This window comes from Nocardioides sp. CF8 (assembly GCF_000389985.1).
Taxonomy (GTDB): domain Bacteria; phylum Actinomycetota; class Actinomycetes; order Propionibacteriales; family Nocardioidaceae; genus Nocardioides; species Nocardioides allogilvus.
Genome location: NZ_CM001852.1, coordinates 2,076,026 through 2,097,736, shown reverse-complemented (window position 1 = coordinate 2,097,736; position 21,711 = coordinate 2,076,026). Strand labels below are relative to the sequence as shown.

21 protein-coding genes are annotated in these 21,711 nt (G+C 70.0%); 12 read left to right on the top strand and 9 right to left on the bottom strand.

Going from position 1 to position 21,711, the window contains the following annotated elements:
* From CF8_RS21530 to CF8_RS10255, 7 genes are all read left to right on the top strand, one after another.
* Nucleotides 1–578 (top strand): gluconeogenesis factor YvcK family protein (locus CF8_RS21530; RefSeq protein ID WP_010833053.1); only part of this gene is annotated, 578 nt, incomplete at its 5' end.
* A gap of 22 nt (nucleotides 579–600) precedes the next feature.
* The gene (gene whiA / locus CF8_RS10280; protein ID WP_010833052.1) at nucleotides 601–1,587 is read left to right on the top strand and encodes a DNA-binding protein WhiA; all 987 of its coding nucleotides are present in this window, start codon (nucleotides 601–603) and stop codon (nucleotides 1,585–1,587) included.
* Between the two features lie 125 nt (nucleotides 1,588–1,712).
* Nucleotides 1,713–2,708, top strand: coding sequence for a type I glyceraldehyde-3-phosphate dehydrogenase (gene gap, locus CF8_RS10275; RefSeq protein ID WP_036490711.1), 996 nt, complete (start codon nucleotides 1,713–1,715; stop codon nucleotides 2,706–2,708).
* Between the two features lie 5 nt (nucleotides 2,709–2,713).
* A complete protein-coding gene (locus CF8_RS10270; RefSeq protein WP_010833050.1) occupies nucleotides 2,714–3,919 on the top strand; it encodes a phosphoglycerate kinase in 1,206 nt (401 codons plus the stop codon).
* Nucleotides 3,920–3,922: 3 nt separating this feature from the next.
* Complete coding sequence (gene tpiA / locus CF8_RS10265) at nucleotides 3,923–4,720, top strand: triose-phosphate isomerase (RefSeq protein WP_010833049.1); 798 nt, start codon at nucleotides 3,923–3,925, stop codon at nucleotides 4,718–4,720.
* Between the two features lie 61 nt (nucleotides 4,721–4,781).
* On the top strand, nucleotides 4,782–5,021 hold the full coding sequence (gene secG, locus CF8_RS10260) for a preprotein translocase subunit SecG (RefSeq protein WP_010833048.1): 240 nt from the start codon (nucleotides 4,782–4,784) through the stop codon (nucleotides 5,019–5,021).
* Nucleotides 5,022–5,090: 69 nt separating this feature from the next.
* The gene (locus tag CF8_RS10255; protein WP_010833047.1) at nucleotides 5,091–5,450 is read left to right on the top strand and encodes an RNA polymerase-binding protein RbpA; all 360 of its coding nucleotides are present in this window, start codon (nucleotides 5,091–5,093) and stop codon (nucleotides 5,448–5,450) included.
* Between the two features lie 323 nt (nucleotides 5,451–5,773).
* Here CF8_RS10255 and pgl read toward each other — a convergent pair whose 3' ends face one another.
* Genes pgl through tkt form a run of 6 tightly spaced genes read right to left on the bottom strand, consistent with a single transcriptional unit; the run spans nucleotide 5,774 to nucleotide 13,932 of the window.
* The gene (gene pgl, locus CF8_RS10250; RefSeq protein WP_010833046.1) at nucleotides 5,774–6,544 is read right to left on the bottom strand and encodes a 6-phosphogluconolactonase; all 771 of its coding nucleotides are present in this window, start codon (nucleotides 6,542–6,544) and stop codon (nucleotides 5,774–5,776) included.
* A complete protein-coding gene (locus tag CF8_RS10245; RefSeq protein WP_010833045.1) occupies nucleotides 6,541–7,467 on the bottom strand; it encodes a glucose-6-phosphate dehydrogenase assembly protein OpcA in 927 nt (308 codons plus the stop codon). Before CF8_RS10245 ends, pgl begins: the two co-directional genes overlap by 4 nt.
* Before the next feature lies 1 nt (nucleotide 7,468).
* Nucleotides 7,469–8,986, bottom strand: a complete 1,518-nt coding sequence (gene zwf, locus CF8_RS10240) for a glucose-6-phosphate dehydrogenase (protein WP_010833044.1) — start codon at nucleotides 8,984–8,986, stop codon at nucleotides 7,469–7,471.
* 17 nt (nucleotides 8,987–9,003) lie between these two features.
* Nucleotides 9,004–10,680: a glucose-6-phosphate isomerase gene (pgi, locus tag CF8_RS10235; protein WP_010833043.1), complete on the bottom strand. Its 1,677-nt coding sequence runs from the start codon at nucleotides 10,678–10,680 to the stop codon at nucleotides 9,004–9,006.
* Nucleotides 10,677–11,792, bottom strand: a complete 1,116-nt coding sequence (gene tal / locus CF8_RS10230) for a transaldolase (protein ID WP_010833042.1) — start codon at nucleotides 11,790–11,792, stop codon at nucleotides 10,677–10,679. Before tal ends, pgi begins: the two co-directional genes overlap by 4 nt.
* 31 nt (nucleotides 11,793–11,823) lie before the next feature.
* Nucleotides 11,824–13,932 carry a transketolase gene (gene tkt, locus CF8_RS10225; RefSeq protein ID WP_198017023.1) on the bottom strand — a complete coding sequence of 703 codons (2,109 nt, stop codon included), beginning with the start codon at nucleotides 13,930–13,932 and terminating at the stop codon, nucleotides 11,824–11,826.
* A 100-nt stretch (nucleotides 13,933–14,032) separates the two neighbouring features.
* Between tkt and CF8_RS10220 the strand changes: the two genes are divergently transcribed.
* Nucleotides 14,033–15,022 (top strand): heme o synthase, encoded by a 990-nt coding sequence (locus CF8_RS10220; RefSeq protein WP_408635538.1) that lies wholly within the window; start codon nucleotides 14,033–14,035, stop codon nucleotides 15,020–15,022.
* Here CF8_RS10220 and CF8_RS10215 read toward each other — a convergent pair.
* Genes CF8_RS10215 through CF8_RS10205 form a run of 3 tightly spaced genes read right to left on the bottom strand, consistent with a single transcriptional unit; the run spans nucleotide 14,999 to nucleotide 17,624 of the window.
* Complete coding sequence (locus tag CF8_RS10215) at nucleotides 14,999–15,871, bottom strand: COX15/CtaA family protein (RefSeq protein WP_010833039.1); 873 nt, start codon at nucleotides 15,869–15,871, stop codon at nucleotides 14,999–15,001. The genes CF8_RS10220 and CF8_RS10215 overlap by 24 nt on opposite strands.
* 2 nt (nucleotides 15,872–15,873) lie before the next feature.
* Nucleotides 15,874–16,665 carry an ABC transporter permease gene (locus CF8_RS10210; RefSeq protein ID WP_010833038.1) on the bottom strand — a complete coding sequence of 264 codons (792 nt, stop codon included), beginning with the start codon at nucleotides 16,663–16,665 and terminating at the stop codon, nucleotides 15,874–15,876.
* Entirely contained in the window at nucleotides 16,662–17,624 is a 963-nt protein-coding gene (locus tag CF8_RS10205; RefSeq protein WP_232211608.1) for an ABC transporter ATP-binding protein, read from the bottom strand. The genes CF8_RS10210 and CF8_RS10205 overlap by 4 nt, the downstream gene beginning before the upstream one ends.
* Nucleotides 17,625–17,696: 72 nt before the next feature.
* On the opposite strand from CF8_RS10205, the gene CF8_RS10200 reads away from it, so the two are divergent.
* The 4 genes from CF8_RS10200 (at nucleotide 17,697) to sufB (ending at nucleotide 21,695) form a co-directional block, all read left to right on the top strand.
* Nucleotides 17,697–18,674 carry a daunorubicin resistance protein DrrA family ABC transporter ATP-binding protein gene (locus CF8_RS10200; RefSeq protein ID WP_010833036.1) on the top strand — a complete coding sequence of 326 codons (978 nt, stop codon included), beginning with the start codon at nucleotides 17,697–17,699 and terminating at the stop codon, nucleotides 18,672–18,674.
* Entirely contained in the window at nucleotides 18,671–19,498 is an 828-nt protein-coding gene (locus CF8_RS10195) for an ABC transporter permease (protein ID WP_010833035.1), read from the top strand. Before CF8_RS10200 ends, CF8_RS10195 begins: the two co-directional genes overlap by 4 nt.
* 101 nt (nucleotides 19,499–19,599) lie before the next feature.
* Entirely contained in the window at nucleotides 19,600–20,280 is a 681-nt protein-coding gene (locus tag CF8_RS10190; RefSeq protein WP_036490708.1) for a helix-turn-helix transcriptional regulator, read from the top strand.
* A complete protein-coding gene (gene sufB, locus CF8_RS10185; RefSeq protein WP_010833033.1) occupies nucleotides 20,277–21,695 on the top strand; it encodes a Fe-S cluster assembly protein SufB in 1,419 nt (472 codons plus the stop codon). Before CF8_RS10190 ends, sufB begins: the two co-directional genes overlap by 4 nt.
* Nucleotides 21,696–21,711 lie beyond the last annotated feature (16 nt).

The window sequence follows — 21,711 nt, the reverse complement described above, 5'->3', positions numbered from 1 at the left end:
TGGCGGTGACCCCGATCGACATGACCGCCCAGGTGCGCGGGCTGGACCCCGCCGATGCGGATCGCACCACCCAGGTGCGCGGCCAGGTGGAGGTCGCCACGACGCAGGGCCAGATCGTCTCCGTGGCGCTGGACCCGCCTGATCCGCAGGCGTGTGCCGAGGCGGTCGAGGCCGTCCTGGGCGCCGACTGGGTCGTGCTCGGGCCCGGATCGTGGTTCACCTCGGTGATCCCGCACCTGATGGTGCCTTCGCTGCGCCAGGCCCTCATCGACACGGCCGGTGGGCTGATCGTCGTGCTCAACCTCGAGCCCCAGGAGGGGGAGACACCGGGCTACCTCCCGGAGGACCACCTCGCCGCACTGTTCGAGCACGCGCCCGACCTCAAGATCCACACCGTGCTCGCCGACGTGCGCAGCGTCGGGCACCCGGAGGAGCTCGACCGGCTGGTCTCGTCCTCCGGTGCCAGCCTGGTCATCGCCGACCTCGCGGCCGACGGCACCACCGACCGGCACGACGACGACAAGCTGGCGGTCGCGTTCGAGCGCATCATGAACGGCATCGTGGTCCCGGGTGATTGACGCTCGTGGCAGGATCTGACCCATGGCGATGACGGCACAGGTGAAGGCAGAGCTGGCCAACACCCAGATCACGAAAACTTGCTGTCGGAAGGCCGAAGTGGCCTCCATGCTGCGCTTCGCCGGCGGCCTCCACATCGTCAGCGGGCGGATCGTGGTGGAAGCCGAGCTCGACACCGGTGCCGGTGCGCGCCGACTCCGCAAGGACATCGCCGAGGTCTACGGCCACCAGTCCGACGTCGTGGTCGTGCAGGGACAGGGCATCCGCAAGGGCAGCCGCTACATCGTCCGCGTCATCAAGGACGGCGAGGCGCTGGCCCGCCAGACCGGCCTGCTCGACGGCCGCGGCCGGCCCGTCCGGGGTCTCCCCCCCGCCGTCGTCTCCGGTGGCGGCTGTGACGCCGTCGCCGCGTGGCGCGGGGCGTTCCTCGCCCACGGCTCGCTGACCGAGCCCGGCCGCTCGTCCTCGCTCGAGATCACCTGCCCCGGCCCGGAAGCCGCCCTCGCGATCGTCGGCGTCGCCCGCCGGCTCGGCATCTCCGCCAAGGCTCGCGAGGTGCGTGGTGTCGACCGGGTCGTCATCCGCGACGGCGACGCCATCGGCGCCCTCCTGACCCGCCTCGGTGCCCACGAGTCCCTGATGGCCTGGGAGGAGCGGCGCATGCGCCGCGAGGTGCGTGCCACCGCCAACCGCCTCGCCAACTTCGACGACGCCAACCTCCGGCGCTCGGCTCGTGCGGCGGTCGCCGCCGGCGCCCGCGTCGAGCGGGCCCTGGAGATCCTCGCCGAGGAGGTCCCCGACCACCTCAAGCTCGCCGGCTACCTGCGCCTGGAGCACAAGAACGCCTCCCTCGAGGAGCTCGGCCAGCTGCACGAGCCCGTCCTGACCAAGGACGCGATCGCTGGTCGCATCCGCCGGCTGCTCGCGATGGCGGACAAGCGGGCCGAGGAGCTCGGCATTCCCGACACCGAGTCCTCCCTGACGCCGGAGATGCTCGCCGACGAGGTGTGAGCACGGTTACCTGCACGTACCCCGAACGCGAGCGCAGGGGCATGTCCGCGCCGCGATAGGGTCGCTGGGTCGTCGGACACCCGATCGGGTGTCCCACTCACACTCTTCGACTGAAGGAGTCCTCAGTGACTGTGCGCGTAGGTATCAACGGATTCGGCCGGATCGGCCGCAACTTCTTCCGGGCCGTCCGTGCCTCGGGAGCCGACATCGAGATCGTCGGCGTCAACGACCTGACCGACAACGCGGTCCTCGCGCACCTCCTCAAGTACGACTCGATCCTCGGGCGCCTCGACGCCGACGTGTCGAGCGACGCGACCTCGATCAAGGTCGGCGACCAGACCATCGCCGCGTTCGCCGAGCGTGACCCGGCCAACCTCAAGTGGGGCGACCTCGACGTGGACGTCGTCGTCGAGTCGACCGGCTTCTTCACCGACGCCACCAAGGCCAAGGCGCACATCGACGCCGGCGCCAAGAAGGTCATCATCTCCGCGCCCGCCTCCAACGAGGACATCACGATCGTGATGGGTGTCAACCACACCGACTACGACGGCGCCGTCCACCACGTGATCTCCAACGCGTCGTGCACGACCAACTGCCTCGGTCCGATGGCCAAGGCGCTCAACGACGACCTCGGCATCGTCAAGGGCCTGATGACGACCATCCACGCCTACACCGCCGACCAGAACCTCCAGGACAACATCCACTCGGACCTGCGCCGTGCCCGCGCGGCCGCGATCAACCTGGTCCCCACCTCGACCGGTGCCGCCAAGGCCATCGGCCTGGTGCTGCCCGAGCTCAAGGGCAAGCTCGACGGCTACGCCATCCGCGTCCCGGTGCCGACCGGCTCGGCCACGGACCTCACGTTCGAGGCCGGTCGCGAGACCACGGTCGAGGAGGTCAACGCGATCATCGAGAAGGCTGCCGACGGCCGCTTCCTCAAGTACTCCACCGACCCGATCGTCTCCTCCGACATCGTCACCGACCCGGCGTCGTGCATCTTCGACGCGCCGCTGACCAAGGTCATCGGCAACCAGGTCAAGGTCGTCGGCTGGTACGACAACGAGTGGGGCTACTCCAACCGCCTGGTCGACCTCATCGGCCTGGTCGGCGAGACCCTCTGACCTCGATGTCAGACATCGCATCGCTGGGTGACCTCACCGGCAAGCGCGTCCTGGTCCGCTCGGACCTGAACGTGCCCCTGGAACAGGTCGACGGCACGACAGCCATCACCGACGACGGTCGGATCCGCGCCAGCGTGCCGACGATCAAGCAGCTCAGCGATGCGGGTGCCCGCGTCGTCGTGACGGCCCACCTGGGTCGTCCCGACGGCGCGCCGGACCCGGCGTTCTCGCTGGCCCCCGTGGCCGCCCGCTTGGGCGAGCTGCTGGGTCGCGAGGTCGCGTTCGCGACGGACACCGTCGGGGAGAGCGCCTCCGAGACGGTCGCTGCCCTCGCCGACGGGGACGTCGCCGTACTCGAGAACGTGCGCTTCAACGAGGGCGAGACGAGCAAGGACGACGACGTGCGCGCGTCGTTCGCCGGCCAGCTCGCCCAGCTCGCCGACGCGTTCGTCTCCGACGGGTTCGGCGTCGTGCACCGCAAGCAGGCCAGCGTCTACGACGTCGCCCTGCGGCTGCCGTCGGCCATGGGCGGCCTGGTCGCCACGGAGATCGACGTGCTGCGTCGGCTCACGATCGACCCGGCCCGGCCCTATGTCGTCGTCCTCGGCGGCTCGAAGGTCTCCGACAAGCTCGGTGTGATCGACAACCTGCTCGAGAAGGCCGACAAGCTGCTGATCGGTGGCGGCATGGTCTTCACGTTCCTCAAGGCCCAGGGCCACGAGGTGGGCAAGAGCCTCCTCGAGGACGACCAGCTCGACATCTGCCGGCGCTACCTCACCGAGGCCGCCGAGCGCGGCGTCGAGATCGTGCTGCCGACCGACATCGTGGTCGCGGACAGCTTCGGCGACGAGGCCTCGGCCCGCGTCGTCGCGGCCGACGCCATCCCGGCGGACGCCCTCGGCCTCGACATCGGCCCGGAGTCCGCGGCGGCCTTCGCCGCGGCGCTGGGTGACGCGAAGACCGTGTTCTGGAACGGCCCGATGGGCGTGTTCGAGGTGGACGCCTTCGCCGGCGGCACCCGCGCCGTCGCAGGTGCGCTCACCACGATCGACGGCCTCTCGGTCGTCGGCGGTGGCGACTCGGCCGCTGCCGTGCGTCAGCTCGGTTTCGACGAGGCCGCGTTCGGCCACATCTCCACCGGCGGTGGCGCTTCACTGGAATACCTCGAGGGCAAGGAACTGCCCGGCATCGCTGTCCTTGAAAGGCACTGACCCATGACTGGCAACGCCCGCACCCCGCTGATGGCTGGCAACTGGAAGATGAACCTCAACCACCAGGAAGCGGTGGTGCTGGTCCAGAAGCTCGCGTGGACGCTCTCGGACAAGCGGCACGACTACGGCAAGGTCGAGGTCGTCGTCGTCCCGCCGTTCACCGACCTGCGCTCCGTGCAGACGCTCGTCGACGGTGACCGGCTCTCGATCAAGTACGCCGCACAGGACGTCTCGGCGCAGGACAGCGGTGCCTACACCGGCGAGGTGTCGGCGTCGATGCTGGCCAAGCTGGGCTGCTCCTACGTCGTCGTGGGCCACTCCGAGCGCCGCGAGTACCACGCCGAGACCGACGAGGTCGTCAACGCGAAGGCGCACAAGGCGCTCGCTGCGGGCATGACCCCGATCGTGTGTGTCGGTGAGGGCCTCGACGTCCGCCAGGCGGGCAACCAGGTCGCCCACACGCTCGCGCAGGTCGACGGCTCGCTGGCCGGCTTCTCGGCCGAGCAGGTCGCCGGTCTCGTGGTCGCCTACGAGCCCGTCTGGGCCATCGGCACCGGCGAGGTCGCCACCCCCGACGACGCGCAGGAGGTCTGCGGCGCGATCCGCGAGCGCATCCGCGAGGTCCACGGTGACGCGGCGGCTGACGGCGTTCGGGTCCTGTACGGCGGTTCGGTGAAGGCGTCCAACGTCGCCGGGATCATGGAGAAGGCCGATGTCGACGGCGCCCTGGTCGGTGGAGCGAGCCTCCAGGTCGACGAGTTCGGCGGGATCTGCCGCTTCTACGACCTTCCGACCCTGTGAACCTGCGCCACTTCGGCGGGCCGGTCCAGTGACCGTGCAGGCGTGACGTAGGCTTCGGCTCGTGGAACTGCTCTTCACCATCCTTCTCGTTGCGACGAGCTCTGTCATGATCCTGCTCGTCCTCCTTCACAAGGGGCGCGGAGGTGGCCTCTCCGACATGTTCGGGGGCGGCGTCTCCAGCTCCTTGGGTGGGTCGTCGGTTGCCGAACGCAACCTCGACCGCTTCACCATCGGTATGGGAGTCATCTGGGCCGCGTGCGTCATCGCGCTCGGACTGCTGAAGGCCTACGCCGGCTCCTGACTCGACTGGGTCACATGTTCGTTCGTAGTACGTGATTCGCCGACGGGGACCTGAGAGAAAGAGACACACGTGGCTGGTGGAGGAAACGCGATCCGGGGCAGCCGGGTCGGCGCTGGTCCGATGGGCGAGGCAGAGCGAGGCGAAGCCGCCCCGCGTCAGGCCGTCACCTACTTCTGCTCGCACGAGCACCGCTCCGTGGTGACGTTCGCCGTCGAGGCCACCGCGCCCGAGTCGTGGGACTGCCCCAAGTGCGGGCTCCCCGCCAGCATGGACTCCGACAACCCGCCGCCGGCGCCGAAGATCGAGCCCTACAAGACGCACCTCGCCTACGTGAAGGAGCGCCGCTCCGAGACCGAGGCGGCCGACATCCTCGACGAGGCGATCCAGCTCCTGCGCTCGCGTCGCAAGTCTGGCGACATCATCTTCTGACGGATCAATTGTCAGTCTGCTCCACCGCTCGACCGTCCACCGCGCAGCCGGCTCCCTGCCCGAGGGCTGAGGTCACCGGACCAGCCATGCTCCGCGAGGAGCGGGATGGCCAGGTCGGTCGCGATCTCTGCCCTGTTGAGGCTGCGGTCACGAAACATGGGCTCGAGACGGTCGTGCGAGAGCTGTGCCATGCCGCCAGCGAAGCAGGATCAGCCGCTGAGTGCGTCGCGCTGTCCACAGGCCACGGCGGAGGTCCTGCCTGCCTGCGGGCAGGCAGGCTGGCGAGGTGGGCCACTGGCCCTCCATCGGGCCAGGACGAGAGCTCAGGAGAGCTCGCTCGCCGCCGCTGCGTCGAGGAGCCAAAGGGTCTCGGAGGTCCCGAGCACGCCGCGAGCGGGGATCTCACGGCGATCGCCGCCGGCGATCTCGGGCTCCATGACCGCGGCCGCGACAGCTGCGGCCTTCTCCGCGCCACTGACCAGGAACCACCCCGAGGTGGCGCGAGCCAGGGCATCGAAGGTGAGGCTCACGCGCAGCGGCGGTGGCTTCGGCGAATCGTGCACCGCCACCGCGATCCCGTCGCTGGTGTCGAGAGCGGGGTGACGGGGGAAGAGAGAGGCAATGTGGCCGTCCGGTCCGACGCCGAGCATCAGCACCGACAAGCTGTCACCGCCGTGGGTGCGCAGCGCCGTCGAGTAGGCGGCTGCCGCGTCCTCGACCGCCTCGACCTCGTCGGCTGCAGGGACCTCGTGGACGTTGGCCGGGTCCAGCGGTGGGTCGGCGCGCAGGAGCTGGTCGAGCAGGGCGGTGCGCGCCTGGCGGGCGTTGCGATCCTCCGACGTCGACGGCACGAACCGCTCGTCACCCCACCAGAAGACGACCTTCGACCAGTCGACCGAAGAGTCGGGCGCGCGGCGGGCGACCTCAATGTGGATGGCGTCGGCGATGGTTCCGCCGGTCAGTCCGATCTGCGGCACCTCACCACGGGCCTGCTCCTCCTCCAGCCGCGACAGCAGTCGGGAGGCGACGTCCCCCGCGAGGGTGGACGCGTCCTCGTGGACGACGACCTCGGCGGCCGGGCGGTCAGACGTCACGAGGGGTCCTTGGCAGTGGGCTGGTGCAGGGCGACCAGCCGGTGCGCCGTACGCGCGTAGATGTCGTCCTCGTCGAGGCGCCGCAGCTCCTCGGCCAGCAGGGCCGGCACCTCGCGGCGCTTGAGCGCGACCGGTCGGTCGGGACGGTTGGGCGAGGAGAACGTCGCGAGCCGGCCGTCGCCCCGCGAGATCGTGATGGGGCCCTCCCGGGTGTCCATGGTGACCTCGGTGATGCCCGGGCCGTCGGAGGTGTGGCGCCGGACGTCGACCTTGAGCCGGTCGGCCAGCCACGCGACGAGCAGGTCGGCGCTGGGGCTGATGCGCTCGGCGGTGACGGAGGCGCCGACGACCTTGAGCGGGTGCTGGTCGAGGGCGGCCGCCAGCAGCGCACGCCACGGCGTGAGCCTGGTCCAGGACAGGTCGGTGTTGCCCGGGGCGTAGGCCCGGCACTGCGCCAGCATCGCCGTGGACTTGCCACGCACGACGCCTGCGGAGTCGGTGATCCGGCGCTTCGCGAGCGCCCCGAGCGGGTCGTTGGCCGGATCGGCGGGAGGCGAGGTCGGCCACCAGATGGCGACGGGGGAGTCGGGGAGCAGCAGCGGCAGCACCACCGACTCGGCGTGCTTGACCACCTCGCCCTTGAGCCGGATCAGTGCCGTCTCGCCGCCCCAGCCGTCACCGCTGCCGACCTGCGCGTTGACCTGGGCGGCGCCGCGGGCGTCGCCGAGGATGACGGCCAGCACCCGCGAGGGGTGCTCGCGCGACGCACGCTGGGCGGCCTTCATCGCCTCGACGGCGTCCTCGTCGGGGGTGACGATGATCAGCGTCATCACCATGCCCATGGCGGGGCTGCCGGAGCGGGTGCGTGAGCGCACGAACTCCGCGGCGATCTTCGACGAGGTGGTGTCGGTGAGCTCGATCATCTCAGGGCCTCCTCCAGACGCGTCCGGTGCGGGCGAGCATGGCGTCGGCGGACGCCGGTCCCCAGGTGCCCGAGTCGTAGGGCTCGGGGGTGCCCTTGCGGGCCCAGTGGTTGATCACCGGGTCGAGCAGCTTCCACGAGAGCTCGACCTCCTCGTGCTGCGGGAACAGTGGCGGGTCGCCGAGGAGCACGTCGAGGATCAGCCGCTCGTAGGCTTCTGCGCTGGCCTCGGTGAAGGAACCGCCGTACGCGAAGTCCATGTTCACGTCGCGGATCTCCATCGCGGTGCCCGGCACCTTGGAGCCGAACCGCATGGTCAGGCCCTCGTCGGGCTGGACCCGGATCACCAGCGCGTTCTGCGTGAGCTCCTCGGTGGCGGTGGAGTTGAACGGCAGGTGTGGCGCGCGCTTGAACACGACGGCCACCTCGGTGACCCGCCGGCCGAGCCGCTTCCCGGTCCGCAGGTAGAACGGCACGTCGGCCCAACGTCGCGTCTCGATGTTGACCGTGATGGCGGCGAAGGTCTCGGTCGCGGAGGTCTTCTTGATCCCGTCCTCCTCGAGGAAGCCGATCACCTTCTCGCCGCCCTGCCAGCCGGTGGTGTACTGCCCGCGCGCGGTGGTGGTGTCGAGTCGTCGGGGGAGCACGGCGGACGCGAGCACCTTCTGCTTCTCGATCCGCAGGCTCTCGGCGTCGAAGGCGATCGGCTCCTCCATGGCGACCAGCGCCATCAGCTGGAGGAGGTGGTTCTGGATCACGTCGCGGGCGGCGCCGATGCCGTCGTAGTAGCCGGCCCGGCCGCCGATGCCGATGTCCTCGGCCATGGTGATCTGCACGTGGTCGACGTAGTGGGAGTTCCAGATCGGCTCGAACATGTTGTTGGCGAAGCGCATCGCCAGGATGTTCTGGACCGTCTCCTTGCCGAGGTAGTGGTCGATCCGGAAGATCTCGTCGGGCTCGAAGACCCCGGCCAGCACGTCGTTGAGCTCGCGCGCGGACGTCAGGTCGTGGCCGAAGGGCTTCTCCACCACGACGCGCCGCCACTGCTCGGGGGTGCCGTCGGCGAGGCCGTGCTCCTTCAGCTGCCCGACCACGGTGCCGAAGAAGGCGGGCGGGATTGCGAGGTAGAACGCCATGTTGCCGCCGGTGCCGCGCAGCTGGTCGAGCTCCTCGACGGTGCGCCGCAGGTGGTCGAAGGCGACGTCGTCGTCGAAGTCGCCGGGCACGAACCGGAATCCCTCGGAGAGCTGGCGCCACACCTCCTCGCGGAACGGGGTGCGGGCGTGCTCCTTCACGGCGTCGTGGACGATCTGCGCGAAGTCCTGGTCGGCCCAGTCACGCCGCGCGAACCCGACGAGGCTGAACCCCGGCGGCAGCAGGCCGCGGTTGGCCAGGTCGTAGATCGCGGGCATCACCTTCTTGCGCGACAAGTCACCGGTGACCCCGAAGAGCACGAGACCGCACGGCCCCGCGATGCGCGGCAGCCGGCGGTCCTGGGGGTCGCGCAGCGGGTTGGCCATGGCCGGACGGGTCGTGCTCACAGGCGTCGCTCCCGGTAGTAGGTGATGAGCGCCTTCGTCGAGGCGTCCTGTTCATCGAGTACGGCGACGTCCCCACCGACCGCGGGAGCGAGCTCCTGCGCCAGCTGCTTGCCCAGCTCGACGCCCCACTGGTCGAAGCTGTCGATGCCCCACACGACCCCTTGGACGAAGGTGAGATGCTCGTAGAGGGCGATCAGCTGGCCGAGCACGCCCGGTGTCAGCGCCGGCGCCATGATCGAGGTCGTCGGCCGGTTGCCGGGGAAGACGCGCGCGGCCACGACGTCCTCCTCGGTCCCCTCGGCGCGCACCTCGTCGGCGGTCTTGCCGAAGGCCAGCGCCTTGGTCTGGGCGAAGAAGTTGGCCAGCAACAGCTCGTGGACGTCCACGCTGCGCCCGTCCACGGCGTCGGTGAGGGGATGGGCGGGGTTGGCGAACGCGATGAAGTCGGCCGGGACGAGCTGGGTGCCCTGGTGGATCAGCTGGTAGAAGGCGTGCTGCCCGTTGGTGCCGGGCTCGCCCCAGAAGACCTCGCCCGTCTGCGTGCTGACCGGCGAGCCGTCCCAGCGGACGCTCTTGCCGTTGGACTCCATGGTGAGCTGCTGGAGATAGGCAGGGAACCGGTGCAGCAGCTGGGAGTAGGGGAGCACGGCGTGCGTCGCGGCACCGAGGAAGTTGTGGTGCCAGATGTTGATCAGCCCCATCAGGGCCGGCACGTTGCTCGACAGCTCGGTCGTGCGGAAGTGCTCGTCCATCGCGTGGAAGCCCGCCAGGAACTCCGCGAACCGTCCCGGTCCGAGCGCGATCACCAGGGAGGTGCCGATCGCGGAGTCGAGCGAGTAGCGGCCGCCGACCCAGTCCCAGAACCCGAAGGCGTTGTCGGGATCGATGCCGAAGTCGGCGACCTTGTCGAGCGCCGTGGAGACCGCCACGAAGTGCTGGGCGACGGCGTCGACCGGATCGGCATCCGGCAGGGCGTCGAGCAGCCAGGCCCTGCACAGCCGCGCGTTGGTCAGCGTCTCCAGGGTCGAGAAGGACTTGCTGGAGACGATGAAGAGCGTGCTGGCGGGGTCGAGACCCTGCAGTGTCAACGCGGCGTCGGTCGGATCGATGTTGCTGATGAAGCGACACTCCAGCCCGTCCTTGACGTACGGCGCCAGCGCCTCGTAGGCCATGACGGGACCCAGGTCCGAGCCACCGATCCCGATGTTGACCACCGTGCGGATCGGCTGCCCGGTGACGCCGGTCCACTCGCCGGAGCGCACCCGCTCGGCGAACGCGTAGACCCGCGTCAGCACGGCGTGGACGTCGGCCACCGCGTCCTGGCCGTCGACCGTCAGCGACGAGGACTTCGGGGCCCGCAGGGCGGTGTGCAGCACGGCCCGGTCCTCGGTGACGTTGATGTGGGCGCCCGCGAACATGGCGTCGCGTCGCTGCGTCAGCCCGACCTCGGCGCCGAGTGCGAGCAGCGCGTCGAGGACGTCGTCGTCGACGAGGTTCTTCGACAGGTCGACGTGGAGGTCGGCAGCGGTGAACGTCAGCCGGGAGGCGCGGTCGGGGTCCTTCGCGAAGGACGCCCGCAAGTCGGGAGCGTGGTCACGGCTCAGCTCGCTGAGCCGTGACCACGCGTCCGTGGCAGTCGCGTCCACCGGAGCGGTCGCGGCCGGGTCGGTCACGACTGTCCGCCGGCCGCCTCGAGCTGGCCGCGGACGGTGTCGAGGAGCTCGTTCCACGAGGTCACGAACTTGTCGACGCCCTCGGCCTCCAGCACGGAGATCACGTCGTCGTAGTCGATGCCCACGGCGGCGAGGGACTCCATGGTGGCAGCGGCCTCGTCGTAGCTCGTGCTGACCTGGTCGCCGAGCACCTCGCCGTGGTCCGCGAAGGCCTGCATCGTCTTCTCGGGCATGGTGTTGACGGTGTTGGGCACCACCAGGTCGGTGACGTACATGGTGTCGCGGTAGTCGGGGTTCTTCACCCCGGTCGAGGCCCACAGCGGGCGCTGGGAGTTGGCGCCGGCGTCAGCCAGGGCAGCCCAGCGGTCGCCGGAGAAGAACTCCTCGTAGTCGCGGTAGGCGAGCACGGCGTTGGCCACGCCGGCCTTGCCGCGCAGCGCGAGCGCCTCGTCGCTGCCGATCGCCTCCAGCCGCTTGTCGATCTCGGTGTCGACACGGGAGACGAAGAAGGACGCCACCGAGTGGATCCGGGCCAGGTCGTGACCGTTGTCGCGGGCCTGCTCGAGGCCGGCGAGATAGGCCTCCATCACCTCGCGGTAGCGGCCCAGGCCGAAGATCAGCGTCACGTTGACGCTGATGCCCTCGGCCAGGGCGGCGGTGATCGCGGGGCCACCCGCGTCAGTGGCGGGGATCTTGACCAGGAGGTTGTCCCGGTCCACCGCCTTCCAGAGGTCCGTGGCCGAGGCGGTGGTGGCGTCGGTGTCGTTGGCGAGGGTGGGGGAGACCTCGATGGACACCCTCCCGTCGACGCCGTGGGAGGCGTCGAAGACCGGCTTGAAGATGTCGCAGGCCGCCCGTACGTCGCCGGTCGTCAGCTGGAAGACGGTGGTCTCCACGTCGGCACCGGAGCCGGCGAGGTCGCGCACCTCGGCGTCGTAGCGTTCGCCGTCCTTGAGGGCCGCGGCGAAGATCGACGGGTTGGTGGTCACCCCGACGACCGAGGAGGAGGCGATGAGCTCGGCGAGGGTGCCGGACTCGATGCGTTCGCGGGACAGGTCGTCGAGCCAGATGGAGACGCCTGCGTCTGCGAGAGCCTTCAAGCGGTCACTCATGGTTGTTCCCTCTCACTGGTGGGTTGGGACGTCACTTGCCAGCGGCTTCGATGCTGTCCTTGGCGGCCTGGGCGACCGCCTCGCTGGTCACGCCGAACTCGGTGAAGATGCGCTGGTAGTCGGCGCTGGCGCCGTAGTGCTCGATGGAGACGATGCGCCCGGCGTCGCCGACCAGCTCGCGCCAGCCCTGGGCGATGCCGGCCTCGACACTGACCCGGGCCTTGACGGTCGGGGGCAGCACCGTGTCGCGGTAGGCCTGCTCCTGCTCGTTGAACCACTCGATGCACGGCATCGAGACGACGCGGGCCTTGATGCCGTCGGCGGCCAGCAGGTCGCGGGCACCGATCGCGAGCTGCACCTCGGAGCCGGTGCCGATCAGGACGACGTCGGGCTGGGCGTCCTCGGCGTCGAGCAGGACGTAGCCGCCCTTGGCCACCCCGGAGGCGTCGGCATAGCCGTCGGTGCCGCGCGGGAAGGTCGGCACGTTCTGACGGGTGAGGCACAGGCCGGCCGGGCGGTCGGTGTGCTGGAGGACGGTGTGCCACGCGACAGCGGTCTCGTTGCCGTCCGCGGGACGGACGATGTCGAGGCCGGGGATGGCGCGCAGGGCCGCGAGGTGCTCGATCGGCTGGTGGGTCGGGCCGTCCTCGCCGAGGCCGACGGAATCGTGCGTCCAGACGTAGATGGTGGGGATCTGCATCAGCGCCGCCAGGCGCACGGCGGGGCGCATGTAGTCGGCGAACTGCAAGAACGTGCCGCCGAAGACGCGGGTGAGGCCGCCGAGGGTGATGCCGTTCATGATCGAGCCCATGGCGTGCTCGCGGATGCCGAAGTGCAGCACCCGGCCGGCCAGCGGGTGGGCCTTCCACTCGCCCGTGGAGCGCGACTCCGGCAGGAACGACGGGGCGTCGGTGATGGTGGTGTTGTTGGAGCCGGCCAGGTCGGCCGAGCCGCCCCACAGCTCGGGCATCAGCGGCGCGATCGCGTTGATCACCTTGCCGCTGGCCGAGCGCGTGGCGACACCCTTGGCGTCGGCCGGGAACGTCGGCAGCGCCTTGGCCAGGCCCTCGGGCAGGGCGCCGTCCTGGAGCCGCTCGAGCAGGGCGGCCTCCTCCGCGTGGCTGGAGGCCCAGGCAGCGAACTTCTCGCTCCACTCCTTCTCCCACACGGTGCCGCGCTCACGCAGCGCACGGGTGTGGGCCAGCACGTCCTCGGGCACCTCGAACTTCTGCTCGGGGTCGAAGCCCAGCACCACCTTGGTGGCCGCGACCTCCTCGTCGCCGAGCGCGCTGCCGTGGGCGGCCTCGGTGTTCTGGGCGTTGGGGGCGGGCCAGGCGATGATCGTGTCGAGCACGATCATGCTGGGCTGGTCGGTGACCTCGTCGGCCGCCTTGATCGCGGCATAGAGGGCGTCGATGTCCTCGACGTACTCGGTGCCGCCGTTGGTCCAGTCGACGACCTGGACGTGCCAGCCGTAGGCCTCGTAGCGCTGGGCGACGTCCTCACCGAGCGCGATGTCGGTGTGGCCCTCGATCGAGATGCGGTTGCGGTCGTAGATCACCGTGAGGTTGCCGAGCTCCTGCACGCCCGCCAGCGACGAGGCCTCGCCGGAGACGCCCTCCTCGATGTCACCGTCGGAGCAGATCGCGTAGACCTTGCGGGCGAAGGGCGACTCGGCCTCAGGGGTGTCCGCGTCGAGCATCCCGCGCTCACGACGGGCGGCCATCGCCATACCGACCGCGTTGGCGACGCCCTGGCCGAGCGGGCCAGTGGTCGTCTCGACGCCGGCGGTGTGGCCGACCTCGGGGTGACCCGGAGTCTTCGAGCCCCAGGTGCGCAATGACTTGAGGTCCTCGATCTCGAGGCCGAAGCCGCCGAGGAAGAGCTGGGTGTAGAGCGTGATGCTGGTGTGTCCGCAGGAGAGCACGAAGCGGTCGCGGCCCAGCCACGTCGGGTCGGCCGGGTTGTGGCGCATCACCTTGTGAAAGAGGAGGTAGGCCGCGGGCGCCAGGCTCATGGCCGTGCCGGGGTGGCCGTTGCCGACCTTCTGGACGGCATCCATGGCCAGCACACGAGCCGTGTCCACGGCCTTCGCGTCGAGTTCGGTCCAGTCCAGCTCGGGCAGCGAGGAGGTCACGATGTTCCTTATGGTTCGTCAGGCAGCGGGCACTGCCGAGCCTACTCATGTCGCGGGATAGACTCGACCCCGCACTGATCCCCCTTCTCTTGAGGTCTTCACCTTGTCCCACGTCGGCCAACCGGCCTCGGCTGCTGTGCCCTCCGGGGACCCGGAAGAGTCGACCCCGGGCTATCCCGGTGCCACTGGCGCCGACGACCGCACCTCGTTCAAGGACGTCGTCGCGGCCTATGTCGGGTTGACGAAGCCGCGCGTCATCGAGCTGCTGCTCCTGACGACCGTGCCGGTGATGTTCTTCGCCGCGCGGGGGATCCCGCCGCTCGGGCTCGTCGCCGCGACCGTCGTGGGCGGCGCGCTGTCGGCCGGGTCCGCGTCGGCCTACAACTGCGTCTACGACCGCGACATCGACGAGCAGATGCGTCGCACCCGCCGTCGCGCCCTGCCGCGCCACATCGTCACCGCCCGCTCCGCGCTGGTCTTCGCGACCGTGCTGGCGGTGCTCTCGACCGTCGTGCTGGCGCTGTGGGTCAACCCGCTCAGCGCCGGGCTGTCGGTGCTGGCCAACGCGTTCTACGTCCTCGTCTACACGATGGTCCTCAAGCGCCGCACCACCCAGAACATCGTCTGGGGTGGTCTCGCGGGCTGCTTCCCGGCCCTGATCGGCTGGACCGCCGTGACCGGCTCGCTGGCGTGGACGCCGGTGATCCTGTTCCTGGTGGTGTTCTTCTGGACTCCGCCGCACACCTGGGCACTCGCTCTGCGCTACCGCGAGGACTATGCCAACGTCGACGTCCCGATGCTGCCGGTCGTCAGGCCGGCCCCGGAGGTCGGGCGGCAGATCGTCCTCTACGCCTACGTCATGGTGGCGACGTCACTGCTGCTGTGGCCGATCGCCGACACCAGCCTGTTCTACCCGGTCGCGGCCGCGGTGCTGGGTGTGGCCTTCCTGGTGGAGGCCCACCGCATGTGGAAGCGCGCGAAGACCTCCGACGAGCTCAGCGTGATCAACCCCATGCGGTTGTTCCACATGTCCAACCTGTATCTCTCGCTGCTCTTCGTGGCAGTGGCGCTAGACCCGCTGCTCTTCGGCTGAGGCACGCGCACCGGTCGACAGCACGGCCCAGGTGACGGCCGCGGAGATCAGCGCGGCGCCGAGCATGTGCAGGGCGACGAGGACCTCGGGCAGGTCGGTGAAGTACTGCACGAAGCCGAGCAGGCCCTGGGCCAGCTCGAGCACGAGCAGTGCGCCCACCGCGTTGCGGACCAGGGTCGCGCCCCGGCGCTGGGCGACCAGGACCAGCCCGAAGGTCAGGGCGAGCAGGAGGTAGACGGCGGCCGCGTGCACGTGCGACATGACCTGGGGGTCCAGGCCCGTCCGGCGCGACTCGAGGTCACCGGAGTGCGGGCCGCTGCCCGTCACGACCGTGCCGAGGTAGAGCACCACCCAGGTCGTGGCGAAGACGAGCCAGGCGAGCCGACGCAGGCGAGGGCTCGCCGCTCGGACCGGGCCGCGCAGCTCGTCGAGCAGCAGCACGCAGACACCGATCATGGCCATCGACAGCAGCAGGTGCAGCGACACGATCCAGGGGTTGAGGTCCGTCAGCACGGTGATGCCGCCGACGATGCCCTGGGCCGGCACGCCGATGGCGATGATCGCGGCCAGCCGCGTCGCGCGCGCCCGGTCGCTGCGCCACAGGGACAGGAACGAGGCGATCGCGACCGCGACCAGCACCCACGTCAGCATGCGGTTGCCGAACTCGATGGCGCCGTGGATCCCGAGCGCACCGTGGGGCACGTAGGACTCCTCCGTGCAGCGCGGCCAGGTCGGGCAGCCGAGCCCGGAGTCGGTCAGGCGCACGGCACCGCCGGTGACGACGATGCCGATGTTGGCCACGAGGTTGGCGATCGCCAGCGGCCAGGCGAAGCGGTGCAGTGCAGGCATCTCTATTCCCATTTGAAGGTGCGGGCGGTGAGCAGGGTCCCGAGGACTCCCCACGCCACGAGGATGACGATGGCGGTGAGGTCCAGGCGAGCGTCGACGAGGGCGGCGCGCATCGCGTCGCCCAGCGCGGCGGAGGGCAGCCAGCCGATGACGGCCGACGCGGCGCCGTACGACGAGGTGGGCAGGACGACCCCGCCCCCGACCATCAGCAGGAGGTAGACGAGGTTGGCGAGCGCCAGCGTCGCCTCGGCCCGCAGCAGCCCGGCGACGAGGAGGCCCAGCGAGGCGAAGGCCCAGGTGCCGGCGGCGACCGCGAGCATGGTGGCGCCGATCGACACGGGCGGGTTGTCGAGCGACGGCCGCCAGCCGAGCAGCAGGCCGACCACGACCAGCACGACGAGCTGGAGGGCGACGACGTTGAGCAGCGCCAGCACCTTGCCGAGCAGGAGGCCGGAGCGCGGCAGGGGAGAGGCACCGAGGCGCTTGATCACGCCGTAGCGACGCTCGAACCCGGTGGCGATGGCGATCGAGGTGAACGCGGTGGACATGACGGCGAGGGCGAGGACGCCCGGAGCGAGTACGTCGACGGGCTGGTGTCCGTCGAGGTCGAGCCCGAGCCGCTCGGCGCCGAGGACGCCGCCGACGAGCACGATCACCGGGATCACGATGGCGAGCAGCAGCTGCTCGCCGTTGCGCAGCATCAGCCGCGCCTCCATGCGGGCCTGGGTCGCGACCTGCCGGGCGAACGGAGCGGCACCGGGGGCGGGGGTGAACCCGCCGAGCTGGGCGCTCATTCGGCCAGCTCGCGTCCGGTGAGCGTCAAGAACACGTCCTCGAGGGTCTGGCGTCCCAGCGCGAGCGACTCCGGCACGACGTCGTGGCTCTCGCACCACTGCGAGACGATCCGCAGCGTGCTGCCGTCGGCGGGGCCGGTGACGAGCATGCTCCGGGCGTCGAGCTGGGTGACCGACGTCCGGGGGCCGAGCTCGGCACCCAGCGACTCCGGGGCGCCCTCGGGGAAGGGACGGGTGACGACGAGCCGGATCGTGGCGGTGTGGCCGCCGCTCGTGAGCTCGGTCGGTGACCCCGAGGCGATCAGCCGGCCGTGGTCGATGATGTGGATCTGGTCGGCGAGGTGCTCGGCCTCGTCCATGTGGTGGGTGGTGAGCACGACGGTGACGCCGTCGCGGCGCACCTCCTCGAGCAGCTCCCAGGTGGTGCGCCGGGCCTGCGGGTCCATGCCGGCGGTCGGCTCGTCGACGAAGACGAGCTCGGGACGGCCGACGAGCGCCATCGCCAGGCCCAGGCGCTGCTGCTGCCCGCCGGAGAGGCGCCGGTAGGGGGTCCGGCCGCAGTCCGCCAGACCGAGGCGGTCGTGCAGCATCGCGGTGTCGAGCGGGTGGGCGTGCAGGGCGGCGACGTGGTCGAGCATCTCCATCGCGCGCACGCCGCTCCAGGCACCGCCGGACTGGAGCATCACGCCGACGCGGGGGAGCAGCTCGCGCCGTTGGCGGTGGGGGTCGAGTCCGAGCACGCGCACGGTCCCGGCCTGCGGTCGGCGGTAGCCCTCGCACGTCTCGAGGGTGGTGGTCTTGCCGGCACCGTTGGGGCCGAGGACCGCCGTGATCGACCCGCGGGCGACCTGCATGGACAGTCCGTCGACGGCCACCTTGTCGCCGTACGCCATCACCAGCCCGTCGATGTCGACGGCCAGCTCGCTGGCGGACGACACAGCGTGGGACTCGACGGGCACGGCCGTGAGTCTAGGAGTGCACCGAGAACAAACCGGACGCGCCCTGTCCGTGGTCACGACTACGGTTGGCGCATGACTTCCCACCACGCGATCGAGGCCGAAAACCTCGTCAAGCATTTCGGCGAGACCGTCGCCGTCGACGGCGTCTCCTTCGTCGTCCCCCAGGGCACGGTGCTCGGGCTGCTCGGCCCCAACGGCGCCGGCAAGACGACGACCGTGCGCATGATGACCACCCTCACCGCCCCCACCTCCGGCACCGCCCGGGTGGCGGGCCACGACGTCCTGACCGATCCCGCCGCCGTCCGCCGCAGCATGGGCCTGACCGGCCAGGCGGCCACGGTCGACGAGCTGTTGACCGGGCGGGAGAACCTGCGTCTCATCGGCCAGCTCTACGGCCTCGACGCGGGCTACATCAAGCGTGCCGGCGACGAGCTGCTCGAGCGGTTCTCGCTCGCCGAGGCGGGCGATCGCATCGCCAAGACCTACTCCGGCGGCATGCGCCGGCGCCTCGACCTGGCGGTCAGCCTGATCGCGACGCCGCCGGTGCTCTTCCTCGACGAGCCGACCACCGGCCTCGACCCGCGCTCGCGCGTCGAGCTGTGGGAGGTGCTGCGCGAGCTCGTCGCCGACGGCACGACGCTGCTGCTGACGACGCAGTACCTCGAGGAGGCCGACCAGCTGGCCGACAACATCGTGGTCATCGACCGCGGCACCGTGATCGCCGAGGGCACGCCGCTGCAGCTCAAGGACCAGTCCGGCGCCGCCGCCCAGGTCGTCACCGTGTCGCACGCCGGGGACCTCGAGCGGGCCGAAGCGCTGATCCGCCCGCACGTGCGCGAGGTGCACGTCGACGCCGGTGCTCGCCAGCTCACCGCGCCCGCCGAGGGCCTGGGCCACATGACGAAGGTCGCCGGGCTCTTCGACGAGAGTGCGATCGTCCTCGACGACATCGGGCTCAAGCGCCCCAGCCTCGACGACGTCTTCCTGCACCTGACCGGCCACCGCGCCGAGGACACCGCCCCTGACGCAGACGAGGAACTGGTCTCATGACGACGACCCTGGAACGCCCGCAGATCCGCGAGACCGGCCTGCTCGGCCAGTCGCTGGCGATCGCGCGTCGCAACTTCATCCACATCAAGCGCATGCCCGAGATGCTGATGGACGTCACCATCCAGCCGGTGATGTTCGTGCTGCTCTTCGCCTATGTCTTCGGCAGCTCGATCGACGTCCCGATCGATGGCGGCTACAAGGCCTTCCTGCTGCCCGGGATCATGGCCCAGACCGTGGCCTTCTCGTCCTTCATCGTCGCGGTGGGTCTCACGGCCGACCTGGAGAAGGGGATCGTCGACCGGATGCGGTCGCTGCCGATCAATCCCGCCGCCGTGCTGGTGGGCCGCTCGTTCTCCAGCGTCGCGCACTCCTCGATCGGGCTGGTGGTGATGTCGCTGACCGGGCTCGCGATCGGCTGGCGGATCCACACCAACATCCTCGAGGCGCTGCTCGGCTACCTCCTGCTGGTGGGCTGGGCCTTCGCGATGATCTGGGTGGGCATCCTGGTGGGATCGGCCATGCGCTCGGTCGAGGCGGTCAACGGTGTGATGTTCGCCACCATGTTCCCGGTCACCTTCCTGGCCAACACCTTCGCGCCGACCGACGGCATGCCGTCCTGGCTGCGGTTCGTCGCGGAGTGGAACCCGATCTCGTCGCTGACCCAGGCCGTGCGCGTGCTCTGGGGCAACGACTACCAGCTCGCCGAGGGCGCGGCGTTCCCGATGCACCACCCGATCCCGTTCACGCTCGGCTGGATCGTGCTGCTGACCGCCACCTTGGCTCCGCTGGCCATCCGCACCTTCAAGAAGCGCACCGCCGACTGAGGCGGCTCGCGGCCAGGCCGGCGGCCAGGTCGGCGGCGAGGTTAGGGCAGCCTTGCTTGAACAGGTGGAAGCATTAACGTCACACTTACGTTGTGCAATTCATGAGGCCGACCACCACGCGCGCCGGGGGGACCCCCGACGGGGACGCACCCACCCGTGACCGGGTGGCGCGGTCGATCCTCGAGAACGGCCCCTCCACGGCTGCCGACCTGGCCGCCCGGTTGGACCTGACCGCCGCCGCGGTGCGCCGTCACCTCGATCACCTGACCGAGGACGGCACCGTCGAGGCGCGCGACCAGAAGGTCTACGGCAACCGCGGTCGCGGTCGGCCGGCCAAGGTCTTCGCGCTCACCGACACCGGGCGCGACGCCTTCGTGCAGCAGTACGACGACCTCGCCGTACAAGCCCTCAGGTTCGTCGCCGAGACCGGTGGCGACGCGGCCGTGATGGAGTTCGCCCGTCGCCGGGTGGCCTTCGTCGAGCGTGACTACGCCGCCGTCGTGGCCGAGGACTCGAGCCTGACGCCGGCCGAGGCGCTGGCCCGGGTGTTCAGCGCCGAGGGCTATGCCGCCAGCGTGCGCACCCTGCCCATCGGCGACCAGCTCTGCCAGCAGCACTGCCCCGTCTCGCACGTGGCCCACGAGTTCCCGCAGCTGTGCGAGGCCGAGACCGAGGCCATCGGCCGCGTGCTCGGCACCCACGTCCAGCGGCTCGCGACCATCGCCCACGGCGATGGCGTCTGTACGACTTGCATCCCCACCACCCAGAAGGAGAAGGCATGACCTCCATCGAAGAACTGAACCCCGAGCTCCAGGGCATCGGCCGTTACGAGTTCGGCTGGTCCGACAAGAACGACGTCGGTGCCGACGCGAAGCGCGGTCTCAGCGAGGACGTCGTCCGTAACATCTCCGCGCTCAAGTCCGAGCCGCAGTGGATGCTCGACCTGCGCCTGAAGGGCCTCAAGCTCTTCCACCGCAAGCCGATGCCGACCTGGGGTTCCGACCTGTCGGCCATCGACTTCGACAACATCAAGTACTTCGTCCGCTCCAGCGAGAAGCAGGCGACCTCGTGGGACGACCTGCCCGAGGACATCAAGAACACCTACGACAAGCTCGGCATCCCCGAGGCGGAGAAGCAGCGCCTCGTGTCCGGTGTCGCGGCGCAGTACGAGTCCGAGGTCGTCTACCACTCGATCCGTGAGGACCTCGAGGCCCAGGGCGTGCTCTTCCTCGACACCGACACCGCCCTGCGCGAGCAGCCCGAGCTCTTCCAGGAGTACTTCGGCACCGTGATCCCGGTCGGCGACAACAAGTTCGCCGCGCTCAACACCTCGGTGTGGTCGGGTGGCTCGTTCATCTACGTGCCGAAGGGTGTCCACGTCGACATCCCGCTGCAGGCCTACTTCCGGATCAACACCGAGAACATGGGGCAGTTCGAGCGCACGCTGATCATCGTCGACGAGGACGCCTACGTGCACTACGTCGAGGGCTGCACCGCGCCGATCTACTCCTCCGACTCGCTGCACTCGGCCGTGGTCGAGATCATCGTGAAGAAGGGCGGCCGCTGCCGCTACACGACCATCCAGAACTGGTCGAACAACGTCTACAACCTCGTCACCAAGCGCGCCGTCTGCGAGGCCGGCGCCACCATGGAGTGGGTCGACGGCAACATCGGCTCGAAGGTGACGATGAAGTACCCCGCCATCTACCTGATGGGCGAGCACGCCAAGGGCGAGACGCTGTCGATCGCGTTCGCGGGCGAGGGCCAGCACCAGGACGCCGGCGCCAAGATGGTGCACGCGGCGCCGCACACCTCGTCGAGCATCCTGTCCAAGTCGGTGGCACGCGGTGGTGGCCGCACCTCCTACCGCGGCCTGATCCAGGTCAACGAGGGCGCCTACGGCTCGAAGTCCAACGTGCTGTGCGACGCCCTGCTCGTCGACCAGATCTCGCGCTCGGACACCTACCCGTACGTCGACATCCGTGAGGACGACGTGTCGATGGGTCACGAGGCCAGCGTCTCCAAGGTCTCCGACGACCAGCTCTTCTACCTCATGTCGCGAGGCATGGAGCAGGACGAGGCGATGGCGATGATCGTCCGCGGTTTCGTGGAGCCGATCGCCAAGGAGCTGCCGATGGAGTACGCCCTCGAGCTCAACCGACTGATCGAGCTGCAGATGGAGGGCGCGGTGGGCTGATCCTCCGGGATCAGCA